This window comes from Pseudoalteromonas sp. (assembly GCF_018402495.1).
Lineage (GTDB): Bacteria > Pseudomonadota > Gammaproteobacteria > Enterobacterales > Alteromonadaceae > Pseudoalteromonas.
The window spans coordinates 142,063-157,606 of record NZ_JAGYIU010000003.1; the positions used below are offsets into that span (position 1 = coordinate 142,063).

A 15,544-nucleotide genomic window follows, 5' to 3' on the forward strand; every position below is an offset into this window, starting at 1 on the left:
AGGAATGCATGCCGCTATTGTTGTGCCTTTAAAAACATCGGCGCAAAAACAATCTTCTTTTTTATTTCAGTCAATAAAAAATATCGGATCGCTAAAAAGTTTTATCAGGTGCCACAGTGAACAGGGTGTTTAAGCGAATACTTTACACAAATAGCAGACGCGACCCAATGGCTTAATTTAATAAGGGATAGAAGGTTTTTGCGCAATTACATCAGTTGTCAACTTAGCGTTTCAAAAGGCATAAAATCGGGGGTCATTTAGGTAGGTAAAGCGGTCATCAATACCGGTAAAACCCCATTAATGCGTTTATTTATTATTAAGCCTTGTTTGCTCAAGTGTGTTAGCCACATTTGAATTTATCTCTAGCCACATTTTTTCAAGGGTAGAGACTAATGAATTGTAGCCATCTCCATCTATTGGCATAACATGTGAAAAATTATGTATACTTATTAAACGTCTACCTGATTCTGGATGGGTATAATACAGACGCCATAGCCCTGAAATATCTGCATTACCTTGCAGATCACCGTTAAAGTGGTGTAGTTCGTATTCTAATTCGTAAAATGTTTGTTGCTGTTGGTCGGTAATAACGGGTAAGCCTTTAATAACCATCCAGTTTGTCATGGTATTAAATAATGTTTGTTGTGCGCTGGCACTGAGCATGATATCTGGCGATTCCCCCCAAAGATGATAATTAGCGGCATGTATTTGGTTATTGTCAATTTTCATTGCAATACCACGGTTATTCAAAGCTCCTCTTAAGGTGACTGTTTGCACCCTGAGCTGTGCCTGTGTATCTTGCACATTTCGCGAAGAGTCATTAATGGGCTGCTCAAATTGGTAATATTGAGTTGCCGTTTGAATAGCAGAGCTGCAACCACTGATAAAGATCACACCCGTTAAAAGTAGAAATAGTGCTTTCATTATTGCTTCCTCGGTTGTGGATCGTTAGGTAGTGATTTGTCAAAAATGAGCATATTAGGTTGCTCGTTTAAGCCACGGGTAAGAGGCTGAAATTCTTCTGTTAAACGTTTAATTTGTAGCAGTGTTTGCTCAAGTTGGTAGTGCATTTGAGAGCCTGCTTGATAGCTTGCCATGGTTTTGTCAAACTGGCGCATGGTTATTTCAAATTGTTCCATGCTTTTAGTTATTTTTTCGAGATTACGATTAAAGTCGCCCGGTAAATTTTGTGTATCGGGCTTATTTAATAACGTGCGCATCTCACTGGCTAATGCCTGATATTCGCTAAAGGTCGTCTGCATTTGGGCTAAACTATCTTCAATTTTTAAGTTATTCACTTTATTAAGTACATCCGATACTTGATCGGCAAGTACCGTTATACCGCTCGATACACTAGGAAACACATCGTATTGAGCAAGTTTTTTAAGCTCGCTTTTTGGGGTGTCGGTATAAAAGTCAAAATCGACGTAAACTGCACCGGTTAGCAAATTACCCGGTTTAAGTGATGCCCTCATGCCATTTTCAATCCACTCGTTAACGCTTGTTTCCCAATACTCTTTTGCTACCGAGGTGATATGGTATAAACGACCATATTCCACTTTAATTAATACCGGTACTGCAGTGTTTTTAGCACGAAAATGAGCAGGTTTACCGTCTATTATTACGTTGGCGGGGGCTTCGACCACTGTGCCTACGCGTGTGCCGCGATACTCTACTGGCGCGCCAACACGGAGTCCTCTAATCGATTGTTCGAATTCAATAAGGTAATAATCAAAATCATAAAAACGTTCTTCTAAAGCTTTCTTATAACTTTGACTTAGTGAAAAATTATGGCCATCTTGTGCTAAATCGCCAGGGGCTTGCTGATCAGGTAAACCAACAGAAATACCGCCTTTTAATAATTTGCTTAGTGAACCGGTATTAATATTTATGCCATCAGCAGAAAGATCTATCTCAATACCTGAGTTAACCCAAAAAATAGAGTTTAAAGTGATCAAATTTTCATAGGGGGCTTTAATAAAAATACCGTATTGCATTGCTTGATTTTTCCAATCAAAGGTGGCGGTCTCTATTTGGCCTATTTTGTAGTTTTTAAAAAATATGCCCGTACTGACATCCAGTACTTCTGTATTATAACTGAGTAATTTAAAGCGCCTACCTTGAACATCTTTCCCAATGAGTGCAGGTTCTTCTTGAAGTGAAAATTGCTTTTTTAATTGCTTACTTTCACCAGGCGAAAACTCTAAATATACCCCTGAAAGTAATGTGTTCATACCACTAATACCGGTTTCATCAATGCGCGGTTTAACGACCCAAATTTTGGCATCATCAGTGAGCAAGTTATCATAATTTTTATCAATTTGTGCTCGTGCTATTACACTATCTTGACTGTCGGATAGGCGTACATGATCAATTTGTCCTATTTTAACACTGCGCACCTTAATTTCTGTTTTACCGGCAATAATACCTTCGGCTTGAGGCATGGTGATGTAAATTGTTTGTCCTTTATTTAATTGATACTGGTACAGCATCCAAATACCAACAAATAAGGCAATAACAGGAATGATCCAAATCGCAGAAATAGGTGTTTTTTGTGCTACGTTGGCTGTTTTAGTCATGCTTTATTCTCTGTGTTTTATTTTTGGTGAATCCCACAGTAAGCGAGGATCAAATGCGTGTGCGGCCATCATTTGGCATAATACCATAACAGTAAAGAAGACGATGCCTAAACCTGGAATGACCGACATTAAGTTTCCTAGTTGTACAAGTGCAACTAATATAGCTACAACAAAGACATCAATCATAGACCATTTGCCAATAAATTCAGTAAGTTGATATACTTTTGTGTAACCTTTTGTATGAAGGTTGGCGGGTTTTGTAACCATAAAGCACAAAAAACTTAAAATAAGTGCTTTTGCTAAAGGGACCACGACACTGGCAAAAAATATAATGATTGCAATCGGGTACGAGCCGCTATTCCATAGTGTAATAACACCCGAAATAAGCGTTGCAGGTGTTTCATCCCCAAGGCTAATCGTGTACATAATTGGCAGTACGTTTGCGGGGATATAGCAAATAAGTGAAGTAACTAGCCATGCAGCCGCTTTTTGAACACTGTAGGGGTTTCTTAAATAGGTTTTACTATGGCAACGAGAGCAGATTAAGTCAGTACTGAGCTGGTGGCAAACATGGCAGGCTTTAATATTGTTATCAATCGCCCGCTCTGCGCCTGTACTACTTTGGACGCGAGTCGTCGGGCTCACCTCAGACCAAAGCCGTGCACGATTTAATCGCGTTAACGCACTGACATAAAATATAACAAAACCGACATAAGCATAAAAACTAGTGCCAAAGCTGACCTCAGCCAACGACATTATTTTTACCATACTAACCAACACACCAATTAAAAATATCTCTGACATGATCCATGGCTCTAGTGTTAAGGTGAATTTTAATAGTCTTCTTGCAACTGCTTGCGGCAGGGCTTTGAGTGCGCCTAAATGCAAAGGGATCAAAATAATCAGCAAGCTCATGGGTAAAACAATAATGCTAATATCAATAAAGAGCCCGAGCAGATCACTATCATAATTAAATAGAATGCGGGCAGCATCGGGTAGGGTAATAGTTTGGGTAATGCCATTGCTACTAAAAGAAATAAAGGGATAAAACATACTACTGAGTAACATTAATAATGCGCTTAAGCTCAAGGCAACTATTTCAGTGTCATGATTTATATTAATACCGCGGACTTTATGGCCACAACGTGGACACAGCGCCACTTGTTTAGCGTTAATGTTAGGAACTTCAATGATAAGATCACAGCTTGGACAGGCAGTTTGCAAATTGATAGCTTATAATTAAATCAAGAGGTTAAATTTTGCTACAATTAATGCTTAAATACAAACACTATGGTTAAATTAATAACAAAAATAAAAACGGATTAGGAGATTATGTGAAAGCTGTATTTTCACTCATGTTAGTGTGTTTAAGTAGCAGCTGTTTTGCCTTTGCTAATAGTATAAAGCAGCAGTCAGTTATTATAGCAGCCAATCCAACCGTTGCACCTTATGTGATAAGGGAGCATGACTCAGGTATTCAACTTGAGATTGTAAAAGCGGCGCTTAGTAATCAAGCTATTAATCAGGTTGACGTACATTATATGTCTAATCAGCGAGCAGATGCTTCATTGAATCAAGGCCGTGTTGATATCGCTTTAAACTACTCCGGTCACTTAATCGCGGGTATTTACAAAAGCCAATCGGTAATTAGTTATGAAAATGTGGTAGTGAGTCTTAAAAAAAGTAACTTCGCTATTAATTCTATTTACGACTTGGCAACCAAAAGTGTTTTAGCATTTCAAAATGCGCCGGCTTATTTACCTAAAGAGTTTGGCTACAACTTAAGAAACTTAAGAGGCTACGAAGAGGTACTTAATCAAAATGCGCAAATACACCACTTAATGGTAGGGTGGGTAGATACCATTATTCTAGATAAGCGTATATTTCTTCATTATTTAAAAGAATATCAAAAAAACCACGCCATTGAAGACGTTGTTATCCATTCTATTTTTCCGCCTGCTAAAAGGCCTGCTTATTTTAACGATGATTCACTAAGACAACGTTTTGATATAGGGTTGAGTAATATAATTGAAAGTGGGGAATATGACACAATCATGCTTGATTTAGATAATCACTATACCCTGCGTGATATTAACCGCTTTTAAGGGATACTAACTGTGTAGATTAGGGGCAATTTAATCGCCCCAATATGTTAAACCAGCGTTCAGGTTAAATAGTCCCTAATTATTTTTAATCAAATAAGGCAACCGTTTGGCGGGTGAGTGCAATAAGCTCCCCCGACTGTGACCAAATACAACCATCTTCTAAACCATAACCATCTTTTGAATGGTGAGTGATTGCTTCAAACCCTAACCATTCATCAGGCGCTAAATTAGGCGCTTGTACAAACTCTAAATACCAAGACATGCTACTAGCCGGTGCTGGTTGTTTAAACATTTGCAGTAATGTAGGCGGCCATGCGTCGGTAAGCGCAATAACATGGGCTTCTGTAATCTCTTCAGGCGTGTGTTTAAATCGCATCCAACCACCTAGATGAGAGGTTTCTGCACTGCTAAACGGCATGGCTCCTTGTTGTGGGCATAAATCAACATGTTGAAAAAATTCTGGCATTTGCCCTGGCACAAACCCTAAGCAATGACGTTCGTTTACTGGGTGTAAGGTTAACGCTTTTGACACAGGCACATTAATGGACGAGTGACGGTTTTTTGCAAAACAGGCTTGTACAATAACGCATACTGCATCGTTTTGAATCGCTTTGGCGAGCACTTGGGTACTGCTTTTACCTTCACGTAATATTTCTACGGATAAAGAAAATGGTTTTTCAGCCAGTAAAGGCCCAACAAAGTTTGTACTTAAAGAAAGTAACCTTCTTGATGAATCTACTTTATTGCGCATCGCTTGATAAAGTAGTGCCGCTGAAAGCCCACCAAATGCTGTACGACCTTGGCACCAATTAGCGGGGAACTGCATTGTACTGGTTTCTTGGTTCGTTTGTTGACTAGCTTGAGCTGCTTGTTGTAATAATTGTTCAAAGTGCACAAATAATGTCCTTTTGATGTTATTTGCTAAATTTATATCACACACAAACTCATCAGACCAGACAATAAGATAAGCGACTAAATAACAAAAAACGAGCAATCCTTACTCTTTTTAGGGTTATTTAGTAAATAAATTTAAAAAAATGAATTTTTTTTCAATTTTACAGTTGAATTAAGTTTGTGGCATCCCTATTAACTAGTCATCGAACGTATTAACGAATTTAGAAGTTGGAGAAGATTCATGGGTAGAATTATTGGGATCGATTTAGGTACTACTAACTCTTGTGTTGCAGTACTTGATGGTGACAAAGCACGTGTTATTGAAAATGCGGAAGGCGATCGCACAACCCCGTCTATTATTGCTTACACGCAAGACGGTGAAACGTTAGTAGGTCAACCTGCAAAACGTCAAGCGGTAACTAACCCAACAAATACTTTGTTTGCAATTAAGCGTTTAATTGGTCGTCGTTTTGAAGACGAAGAAGTACAACGTGATATTGGCATCATGCCTTTTAAAATTATCAAAGCTGATAATGGCGATGCGTGGGTAGAAGCAGGTGGCGAAAAACGCGCTGCACCACAAATTTCTGCTGAAGTACTGAAAAAAATGAAAAAAACAGCTGAAGACTTCTTAGGTGAAGAAGTTACTGAAGCGGTAATCACAGTACCAGCATACTTTAACGATTCACAACGTCAAGCAACTAAAGATGCGGGTCGTATTGCGGGTCTTGAAGTAAAACGTATTATCAATGAGCCAACAGCTGCAGCGCTTGCATACGGTATGGATAAAAACCGTGGCGAAAACGTAGTAGCGGTATATGACTTAGGTGGTGGTACTTTCGATTTATCAATCATTGAAATTGATGAAGTGGAAGGCGAACACACATTTGAAGTACTTGCAACTAACGGTGACACTCACTTAGGTGGTGAAGATTTCGATAACCGTGTAATCAACTACTTAGTAGCTGAATTCAAGAAAGATCAAGGTATCGACTTACAAAATGATCCACTTGCAATGCAACGTGTTAAAGAAGCCGCAGAGAAAGCAAAAATTGAGCTTTCATCAGCACAATCTACAGAGGTTAACCTTCCGTATGTAACTGCTGATGCGTCAGGTCCTAAGCACATGAACGTGAAACTAACACGTGCTAAGCTTGAGTCTTTGGTTGAAGATTTAGTCACTAAGTCAATTGAACCGCTAAAACGTGCCCTTGCTGATGCAGACCTATCTGTGAACGATATCAACGATATTATTCTAGTGGGTGGTCAAACGCGTATGCCACTTGTACAAAAAACAGTAGCAGAGTTCTTCGGTAAAGAGCCACGTAAAGACGTTAACCCTGATGAAGCAGTTGCTGTGGGTGCTGCGATTCAAGGTGGTGTACTTGCTGGTGACGTGAAAGACGTATTATTACTAGACGTATCACCATTATCTCTAGGTATTGAGACGATGGGTTCAGTAATGACGCCGTTAATTGAGAAAAATACCACGATTCCGACAAAGAAATCGCAAACATTCTCAACAGCAGAAGATAACCAATCTGCAGTAACCATTCATGTGTTACAAGGTGAGCGTAAGCGTTCAAGCGATAACAAATCACTAGGTCAATTTAACCTAGAAGGTATTCGCCCAGCACAACGCGGTACTCCACAAATCGAAGTAACATTCGATGTTGATGCCGATGGTATCTTACATGTATCTGCAAAAGATAAAGATACAGGTAAAGAGCAAAAAATCACTATTCAAGCATCTTCTGGTTTAAGTGATGAAGAAGTTGAAAAGATGGTTCGTGATGCAGAAGCGCATGCTGAAGACGATAAAAAGTTTGAAGAGTTAGTAGCTGTACGTAACCAAGCTGACGCTCTTGTTCACGGTACACGTAAGCAAATTGAAGAAGCGGGTGATGCACTGCCAAGCGAAGACAAAGACGCGATTGAAGCGGCGGTTGTAGACCTAGAAGCAGCGATTAAGAGTGACGACAAAGCAGAGATTGAAGCGAAAACGCAAGCGCTTGCTGAAAAGTCTCAAAAGCTAATGGAAATTGCCCAAGCTAAAGCACAACAAACTAGTGGTGATGCGGGTGCAGAACAACAAAAGTCAGCTAAGCAAGACGACGATGTTGTTGATGCAGAGTTCGAAGAAGTTAAAGACGACAAGTAATTGTCACTAACGCTTCTCGCTAATTTAAAACACATGACCAAATGAAGTGTTTAAGTTAGGATGAACACCTGAGGCGCGTAGGCTAAAGCTTAACGCGCCTTTTGCATGTAAGAGAAGTAATACCAATTTTATTAAAAAATGATCATTTTAGCGTATTAAATAACTCGCTACTTGCGTTAAAAAATTATTCATATAGATCAACTATATATCATAATTTTCGCCTTGTTATCGACTTATTTCTCTGTCGCTATAATAGCCCACTAATTTAATGCAGTTGGTATGAACAAAACGCTTTAAAAATTCAATGATAAATCGATATGATTTATCGGTTTGTCCAGCAGCGAACGCTGCACATAGAAAAGAGTAGTGTGATAGATATGTCAAAACGCGATTATTACGAAATCCTCGGCGTAAGCAAAGATGCCAGTGAGCGAGACATAAAAAAAGCGTACAAACGCTTAGCGATGAAATATCATCCCGATCGTACCGCCGGTGATAAAGACCTTGAAACCAAATTTAAGGAAGTAAAGGAAGCTTACGAAATACTAACAGATCCACAGAAGCGTCAAATGTATGACCAATACGGTCATGCAGCCTTCGAGCAAGGCGGTGGCGGTGGTCACGGCGGCTTTGGTGGCGGACAAGGTGATTTTGGTGATATTTTTGGTGATGTGTTTGGTGATATTTTTGGCGGCGGTGGTGGCCGTCGTCAATCACGTCAACAACGAGGCTCTGATTTACGTTACAACATGGACTTAAGCTTAGAAGAAGCGGTTCGTGGTAAAGACGTTGAAATTAAAGTACCTACTTGGGTTAGTTGTGAACCATGTGATGGCAGTGGTGCTAAAGCGGGCTCTAAACCAAAAACATGTACAACCTGTCATGGTGCAGGCCAAGTACAAATGCGCCAAGGTTTTTTTGCTGTGCAGCAAACCTGTCCGACATGTCATGGCCAAGGTCAGATCATTTCAGATCCTTGTAATAAATGTCATGGACAAGGCCGTGTAGAAAAAACTAAAACGCTATCGGTTAAAATCCCGGCAGGCGTAGATACAGGCGATCGTATTCGCTTATCAGGTGAAGGCGAGGCAGGCATGCATGGTGCCCCAGCCGGTGACTTGTACGTACAGGTATCTGTTCGTGAACATAAAATATTTGTGCGTGAAGCCAATAACCTCTACTGTGAAGTACCAATAAGCTTTACCACCGCAGGCCTAGGTGGCGAAATTGAAGTGCCTACACTTGATGGCCGTGCAAAACTTAAAATACCGTCAGAAACACAAACGGGCAAAATGTTCCGTATGCGTGGCAAAGGTGTTAAGTCAGTACGCAGTGGCGCTCAAGGCGATTTAATTTGTAAGGTTGTGATTGAAACGCCAGTTAATTTAAACGAGCGTCAACGTGACTTACTTAAAGAATTAGATGAAAGTATGGGCAAAGACAGCTCAAAAAACCGCCCTAAAGAACAAGGATTTTTTGATGGGGTTAAAAAGTTTTTTGATGACTTAACTAAATAATTAGTCGGATCAATAGACACTAGTAAAAACGGCGCTTTTTTAAGCGCCGTTTTTTATGTTTAATGTGCTAAATTATTAGGGAGATTTATTTTGGGCTTTATCAGATGACCCCCGCTATAGAGCAGCTAAAAAAATGCGCTATTAAATTTGACATACTCAGCTACGAGCACGATATAAACAATACCAATTACGGCCTTGAAGCTGTTGAAAAGCTTAATCTTAATAGTGCGCAAGTATTTAAAACCTTAGTGCTAGAAACCTCAGAGCAACAGCTTATTGTAGCGGTGACTCCCGTTACTCAGCAGGTTAATTTGAAACAGCTTGCGAAGCTTTGCGCAGTAAAAAAAGTGATGATGGCAGACCCACAAAAAGTGCAGGCAAGTACGGGGTATATTTTAGGAGGGGTTAGCCCTTTTGGCCAAAAAAAACGGCTTAAAACATATATTCACTCAAGTGCGTTAGAGTTTAAAGCAATATACGTTAGTGCCGGAAAGCGAGGATTAGAAGTAACACTGACTACAGAAGATTTAGCGCGTTTAACGCAGGCTACGTTTGGCACGTTTTAAACGCTTTTTTTGAGCCGATTGTTAAAACTTATATAGTGTATATAAAACTGATTACTTGCCGCAACAGACATTATTAACTAATGTTGGTATCACTCATAACCGTTTTTGTTAATACCTTCTAGGACAGGCGCGTCGCCTTTACTTTGATTAATAAAGACTTGTTGTCATCCACGTTGGTAAATTATACGCATGAAAATTTTAGTTGTTGATGATATGCCGTTAATGCGTCATGTATTAATTAATATGTTAAGGAAGTTAGATTATAAAGATATTGTTGAAGCCACCGATGGACTTCAGGCATTAACAATACTAAAAAGTCAAACGATTGACTTGGTTATAACCGATCTCCATATGCCTAAAATGGATGGCATTACCTTACTTGATAATATTAGAAAAGATGCCGAATTGGCAAACCTTCCTGTACTTATGGTGACCTGTGAAGATAACACAGAGACGGTAAAAAAAGTAATTAGTGCTAAAGTGTCAGGCTTTATCATAAAACCCTTTAATATGAATGTATTATCAGCTCAATTAACGCGCTTATCGAAAAAAGGCTAAAGCCAACTGTTTATTAAATAGCAGTATTGCCTTAACATCGTTTCATCATTTTTGCCTGTGCTGTGATAGCATTAGGCTATAAATTATAAAGTAATCATAGAGGTAGTGTGGCTAAGCCCAATAAAAAAGGGCCGACAAAAACGGTCGATATATTCTGCTCTGCGTGTAAGGCGCCATTATTCAAATACCGAAAAGGTGGTAAAGGCGCGTTAGTAAAATGCTTTATAGAAAGAATAACGCAAGATCACACTCATACTGAATGTGTGTGCCCGGGTTGTAAGCGAGCCTTTGCCCGCCCTGCAATTATAAGAGGGGCTCCTGCCTATAAAATGATTGGGGGCAAAGTCACCTTTAAATAAAGCGGGAATTTAATCTGGGGCGGACATAAGCCCTTGTTTGCTTTTTTCCCACTGGTAAAATTTGCTGGTTTTGCTGTTTCAATGATTGAAAAAAACCCTCCCCATGGATTGGGCCAGTGTATTGGGTTCTACACGCATAGGATACGCACGTGGTTGGAATATTATTTGATATTATTGGTATGACGGGTACTTTTTTAGTGGTAGGCTCATTTTTTTTGCTGCAATTAAATAAAGTTTCACCTAAAAGTCTAGTTTATAACTTAATGAATTTAAGTGGCGCTATTTTGTTACTTATTAGCCTTTGTTATAACTTTAACTTAGCAAGTTTTGTGATTGAAATATTTTGGATTGCAGCCTCATTAATTGGTTTGTATAAGTATTTTAAAGACAAGCCTAGCGTTGTAAAAGCATAAGTTAAGCTAAAATAGCATCCCCTTAAAGATTATAAAACCGTGGAATGCCTCAGTTTCACGGTTTTTTAGTACAATTGTTAACAAAAAGTTTCTTCATCAAAGCACTATAACTCGATACAATAGTGGCTATTAATTATTATTGGCATCCTAGGTGTCATAGGCGTTTATGTTTTCCATCCCTAAAAAAGTTATTTTTGCTTGCATACTCTTGGTTCTATTATTGGTGGTTACATTTTCATTTGGCCGCGCTTATGATTTAGGTCAAGCTAAAATTCAAGCTGATCAACAAGTCATCCAACTAAATAATTATATTGATAATGAGCTGGCTCGGTTTGCTGCGATCCCCCAGTTGCTAACGAATAATAATTTATTGATTCGCTTTACTCATAATAAGTCTGAACACTTTAATGCAATTAATAATTATCTTGCTGATATTCAGCAAGCCAGTGGTGCGTCAGATGTATATATACTCGATACTTATGGCGATGTGATTGCTAGCAGTAATTGGCAAACTGATTATACATTTTTAGGTAGCAACTTTGCATTTAGGCCTTATTTTAAACAGGCTTTTGCGGGAGAAAAAGTTGCCTACTTTGCGCTTGGTCAACGCTCCAAAGAGCGTGGTATTTACTTCTCTCAAGCTATTTACTTAAACGGTAAAGCTATTGGTGTGGTGGTTTTAAAAATTAATGTGGCTAAATTTGAAAATGATCGTTCGTTATTAAATACCTCAAAAGGAAGCCATTTTTATTTGCAACTTGCCGATAATATTATTGCCATGTCGGATGAACCCGCATGGCGTTTAAATAGTTTTACAGAGCTTGATATTACCGCGCGTCGTGATATTAAGCAGCGCCGTGCTTACTTAGATCATCAACCGTTACAAATTAAACAACAGCGCTACAAAAGCCAAGGCATTGAGCAATTTAAAATTGCTAAAGATGAATACGTTGCCGCCTCAAGACCCTTAACTCACCTTAATGCCACTATGACGGTACTGGTTGATATTTCAAGTATTAATGCGATGCAGTTACCGAGGTTGTTATGGTTAGTGCTTTTTTATTGGGTGTTTATCTTTGTTGGGTATAGTTTATTGGCACGTTTTGCTGGATATAAAAAACTACTTTATTCTCGACACAGTTTAGAGCTTGAAGTGTTAGAGCGCACGCAAGCCTTGGAAAAAGCTCAAACGGCGTTGGTACAGTCAGCAAAATTAGCCACCATTGGACAATTGAGTGCGGGTATTAATCACGAAATCAATCAGCCGCTTAGTGCAATGAATAATTATTTGGCCAGCGCTAAAATTTTGCTCAAAAAAGGTAAGCTCAATGCCTTAAGTGAAAACTTAATCATAATCGAAAATTTAGTAGAACGAGTGCATAAAATAGTGGCACAGCTTAAACATTTCAGTAAACCCGCGACCATGCAACTGCGGCCTCATCCTTTGTCAGCATTATTAAACAATGCGCTGATGATCACTCATCCGCAACTTAAACAAGACAATGTTATCGTTAGTGCACCGCAGTTTTCGCAAGATATTATGGTGTGGGTAGATGCATTAAAATTTGAGCAAGTACTCGTTAATTTAATCACCAATGCATCACACGCAATGAAAGGTGAGCCCAAAAGAGAGCTTAGTTTTGATGTTGAGTGTTTTGAAGATCGCGTTAAGCTCTCTATATTAGATAGTGGTCCAGGTATTGAACATCACCTGTTAGGGTCTATTTTTGAGCCGTTTTATAGTACTAAGTCAAGTAACGGTTTAGGCTTGGGCTTATCGATATCAAAGCAAATTATTGATTCATTCAATGGTTATCTAACCGCCCATAACCGCCCTGAAGGCGGTGCGCAATTTATTATTAGTTTATCAAGCACAGAGACGCCAAAAAATGATTGAAGCCGTTGTTTGTAAGCAAGTTGTTGTTATTGACGATGAAGCGATGATCCGCGACTCGCTGAACCAATTACTCACTCTCGAAGGGTATGAGGTGCAGTGCTTTAGTGATGCGACGGTTGCTTTAAGTCGTTTAAATCGAAATTTTACTGGTGTTGTACTAAGCGATATAAATATGCCTACTATGGATGGTTTAACCTTTATCGAGCAAGTTAAAGCATTCGATAGCGAGCTTCCTGTGATATTTTTAACCGGTTATGCTGATGTTTCGGTTGCGGTAAAAGCGATGCAATTAGGCGCGTATGATTTATTTGAAAAACCACTTAACGAAAACTTATTAGATTGTATTGCCAGAGCATCAGATAAACGTGCTTTAGTGATGGAAAATAGAGCGCTTAAACGCGCGGTTGAAAAAACGTCGGCGCCCGGTGTGCGTATTTTAGGTGATACCCTCAAAATGCAGCACATGATGACCCTGCTCAATACAGTCATAGATACCCCTGCAGATGTGTTGATTGAAGGTGAAACCGGCACAGGTAAAGAATTAGTGGCTCGCTATTTACACGATCATAGCAACCGCTCAAGTTGTCAATTTGTGGCTATTAACTGTGGTGCAGTTCCTGAGCAATTAATAGAAAGCGAACTGTTTGGTGCAATTAGTGGAGCATTTACAGGTGCAACACACGATCGCAAGGGTAAATTTGAGTTTGCACAAGGCGGAACTGTTTTTTTAGATGAAATCGAAAGTACGCCCTTGTCGTTACAAGTTAAGTTACTGCGGGTGCTTGAAGAGCGTAAAGTAACTCCGGTTGGTGCTAATAAAGCGATAGATCTTGATATACGTATTGTTGCGGCAACCAAAGTAGATTTACTTTCGCTGGTAGAAAAAGGTGAGTTTAGAGCCGATTTATATTATCGACTGAGCTTAGTTAAAGTTAGTATTCCAGCGCTTAGAGACCGAAAAGCAGATATACCTTTGTTGTTTAAACATTTTAGCTCTATTGCTGCGACCCGCTTTCATAAACCGTTAGGGGCGCTTAATATTGAACTACAACAACGTTTACTAGCGCATGATTGGCCTGGCAATGTGCGGGAATTGAGAAATCAAGCAGAACGCGCGGTATTACTAGGCCCTGATCTAGCGTTTGGGCAAAGTGATGCGAGTAGTAGTGCGTTATCACTTGATTTGAGTTTAGCCGAAAAGGTGAGCTTTTATGAGCAGTCTCTTATTGAGGAAGCGTTAGAGCTTAATCACGGCAGTATAAAAAACACCATGGCAACGCTGCAAATTGCGCGCAAAACGCTCTACGATAAAATGAGTAAATATAATATTAATCGAGATATGTTTACCGATTAATGGGTGGAAAAGGTGATGTTGAATATTTTTTGTGTGTGGAAAACCGCACATTGTGGTGTGTGTTTTTTGTTCTTTTACACCTTAACCGCTTGAAATTAATTGTTAATTCTTAGTTGGTCATGTTCTTGCTGTGTAGTTACTGACAACAAGTAGCATTACATAATTAGGACACACAATGAGAAACAATTTATTCCAAGGTTCTGTATTTACTGTATTATGCAGTGCAGCCACCTTACCTTTAACAACATTGGCTGCAGATTACACTGTGTATGGTAAAGCCGAAGTACAAATTGCTAACACCGATACAGGCATAATGCGTTACGCTGACGAAGGCACGCAAATAGATGCCCCTTTTTCGCGTATTGGCATTAAAGGTGACCATAAATTAAATGCGTATTTCACCGCGGTATTTAAATACGAAGTGCAAGTAAAAGGGTTTGAGCACGACGACACCAATGAGCCTTTTACAGCACGCAATACTTACTTGGGCCTAAAAGGGGCTTTTGGTGAAATGGTGGTTGGGCGAAATGACACGCGCTTTAAATATTCAGAAGGTAAACTGGATAATTTTAACGAAACCCAAGCGGATATTTCACAAGTAATTGCAGGGCAAGACCGCTTAGGCGATACCATAACTTATACCTCTAAATATTGGCATAACGCCCAGTTTTCGTTTACCTATGCGCCAAAAGATGACAACAAAGATAACGAAGCAGGATTTGCAGCCACCCTTATCTATGGCGACCGTAATTTAAATAATACCCCATACTCTATTTCAATCAGCCATGTTGATTCGCTTAATAATATTAAAGCAAGTCGTATCGCAGGTGTTTATAAATTTGAAAAATTACAATTAGGGGCCTTGTACCAGCACTCAGAATCAATTGACGGCGCTAAATCTGGCAATGGGTATGTGCTAAGCGTCAGCTATAAGTTAGACCAATGGGTACCTAAAGTGCAATTTGCAAAAGATGATTCAAAATTACGTCAAACATCACAAGCCACCCAGTGGACTACGGGTGTAGACTATGTATTTGACAAGCAAACTACAGCGTACCTTTTATACACTGATCTCGACCTAGAAGAAAATGCTGATAGCAGTGTTGCACTTGGTCTTAAATATAAATTTTAAGGGCTGAAC

Annotated in this window: 14 protein-coding genes; 10 read left to right on the forward strand and 4 right to left on the reverse strand. The window is 39.3% G+C overall.

The window, feature by feature from the left end; translation table 11 throughout:
• Nucleotides 1–306: 306 nt before the first annotated feature.
• Genes KG708_RS10480 through KG708_RS10490 form a run of 3 tightly spaced genes read right to left on the reverse strand, consistent with a single transcriptional unit; the run spans nt 307 to nt 3,803 of the window.
• Entirely contained in the window at nt 307–924 is a 618-nt protein-coding gene (locus KG708_RS10480) for a PqiC family protein (protein ID WP_213609593.1), read from the reverse strand.
• Complete coding sequence (gene pqiB / locus KG708_RS10485; RefSeq protein ID WP_213609595.1) at nt 924–2,579, reverse strand: intermembrane transport protein PqiB; 1,656 nt, start codon at nt 2,577–2,579, stop codon at nt 924–926. The genes KG708_RS10480 and pqiB overlap by 1 nt, the downstream gene beginning before the upstream one ends.
• Nucleotides 2,580–2,582: 3 nt before the next feature.
• Nucleotides 2,583–3,803 (reverse strand): paraquat-inducible protein A, encoded by a 1,221-nt coding sequence (locus tag KG708_RS10490; RefSeq protein ID WP_213609597.1) that lies wholly within the window; start codon nt 3,801–3,803, stop codon nt 2,583–2,585.
• Nucleotides 3,804–3,913: 110 nt separating this feature from the next.
• Between KG708_RS10490 and KG708_RS10495 the strand changes: the two genes are divergently transcribed.
• Nucleotides 3,914–4,684, forward strand: coding sequence for a transporter substrate-binding domain-containing protein (locus KG708_RS10495; RefSeq protein WP_213609599.1), 771 nt, complete (start codon nt 3,914–3,916; stop codon nt 4,682–4,684).
• Nucleotides 4,685–4,769: 85 nt separating this feature from the next.
• Here KG708_RS10495 and KG708_RS10500 read toward each other — a convergent pair whose 3' ends face one another.
• Nucleotides 4,770–5,579: an acyl-CoA thioesterase domain-containing protein gene (locus KG708_RS10500; RefSeq protein WP_213609601.1), complete on the reverse strand. Its 810-nt coding sequence runs from the start codon at nt 5,577–5,579 to the stop codon at nt 4,770–4,772.
• 240 nt (nt 5,580–5,819) lie between these two features.
• Here KG708_RS10500 and dnaK point away from each other — a divergent pair, with 240 nt between their 5' ends.
• The 9 genes from dnaK (at nt 5,820) to KG708_RS10550 (ending at nt 15,535) form a co-directional block, all read left to right on the forward strand.
• On the forward strand, nt 5,820–7,739 hold the full coding sequence (gene dnaK, locus KG708_RS10505) for a molecular chaperone DnaK (protein WP_213609603.1): 1,920 nt from the start codon (nt 5,820–5,822) through the stop codon (nt 7,737–7,739).
• Nucleotides 7,740–8,116: 377 nt separating this feature from the next.
• Nucleotides 8,117–9,256, forward strand: a complete 1,140-nt coding sequence (gene dnaJ, locus KG708_RS10510) for a molecular chaperone DnaJ (RefSeq protein ID WP_213610202.1) — start codon at nt 8,117–8,119, stop codon at nt 9,254–9,256.
• A 104-nt stretch (nt 9,257–9,360) separates the two neighbouring features.
• Nucleotides 9,361–9,822 carry a Cys-tRNA(Pro) deacylase gene (ybaK, locus tag KG708_RS10515; RefSeq protein WP_213609605.1) on the forward strand — a complete coding sequence of 154 codons (462 nt, stop codon included), beginning with the start codon at nt 9,361–9,363 and terminating at the stop codon, nt 9,820–9,822.
• A gap of 189 nt (nt 9,823–10,011) precedes the next feature.
• Nucleotides 10,012–10,380 carry a response regulator gene (locus KG708_RS10525; RefSeq protein WP_213609607.1) on the forward strand — a complete coding sequence of 123 codons (369 nt, stop codon included), beginning with the start codon at nt 10,012–10,014 and terminating at the stop codon, nt 10,378–10,380.
• Nucleotides 10,381–10,487: 107 nt separating this feature from the next.
• On the forward strand, nt 10,488–10,739 hold the full coding sequence (locus KG708_RS10530) for a hypothetical protein (RefSeq protein WP_213609609.1): 252 nt from the start codon (nt 10,488–10,490) through the stop codon (nt 10,737–10,739).
• A 149-nt stretch (nt 10,740–10,888) separates the two neighbouring features.
• Nucleotides 10,889–11,152: a hypothetical protein gene (locus KG708_RS10535; protein WP_213609611.1), complete on the forward strand. Its 264-nt coding sequence runs from the start codon at nt 10,889–10,891 to the stop codon at nt 11,150–11,152.
• 166 nt (nt 11,153–11,318) lie between these two features.
• Nucleotides 11,319–13,049: an ATP-binding protein gene (locus KG708_RS10540; RefSeq protein WP_213609613.1), complete on the forward strand. Its 1,731-nt coding sequence runs from the start codon at nt 11,319–11,321 to the stop codon at nt 13,047–13,049.
• Nucleotides 13,042–14,403, forward strand: coding sequence for a sigma-54 dependent transcriptional regulator (locus KG708_RS10545; RefSeq protein WP_213609615.1), 1,362 nt, complete (start codon nt 13,042–13,044; stop codon nt 14,401–14,403). Before KG708_RS10540 ends, KG708_RS10545 begins: the two co-directional genes overlap by 8 nt.
• Before the next feature lie 175 nt (nt 14,404–14,578).
• Nucleotides 14,579–15,535: a porin gene (locus KG708_RS10550; protein ID WP_213609617.1), complete on the forward strand. Its 957-nt coding sequence runs from the start codon at nt 14,579–14,581 to the stop codon at nt 15,533–15,535.
• Nucleotides 15,536–15,544: the final 9 nt, after the last annotated feature.

Bases quoted from the DNA above. Each gene is read 5' to 3' on its own strand.
- KG708_RS10480 (WP_213609593.1), bottom strand. From the start codon at position 924: ATGAAAGCACTATTTCTACTTTTAACGGGTGTGATCTTTATCAGTGGT.
- pqiB (WP_213609595.1), bottom strand. From the start codon at position 2,579: ATGACTAAAACAGCCAACGTAGCACAAAAAACACCTATTTCTGCGATT.
- dnaK (WP_213609603.1), top strand. From the start codon at position 5,820: ATGGGTAGAATTATTGGGATCGATTTAGGTACTACTAACTCTTGTGTT.
- dnaJ (WP_213610202.1), top strand. From the start codon at position 8,117: ATGTCAAAACGCGATTATTACGAAATCCTCGGCGTAAGCAAAGATGCC.
- ybaK (WP_213609605.1), top strand. From the start codon at position 9,361: ATGACCCCCGCTATAGAGCAGCTAAAAAAATGCGCTATTAAATTTGAC.
- KG708_RS10525 (WP_213609607.1), top strand. From the start codon at position 10,012: ATGAAAATTTTAGTTGTTGATGATATGCCGTTAATGCGTCATGTATTA.
- KG708_RS10540 (WP_213609613.1), top strand. From the start codon at position 11,319: ATGTTTTCCATCCCTAAAAAAGTTATTTTTGCTTGCATACTCTTGGTT.
- KG708_RS10545 (WP_213609615.1), top strand. From the start codon at position 13,042: ATGATTGAAGCCGTTGTTTGTAAGCAAGTTGTTGTTATTGACGATGAA.
- KG708_RS10550 (WP_213609617.1), top strand. From the start codon at position 14,579: ATGAGAAACAATTTATTCCAAGGTTCTGTATTTACTGTATTATGCAGT.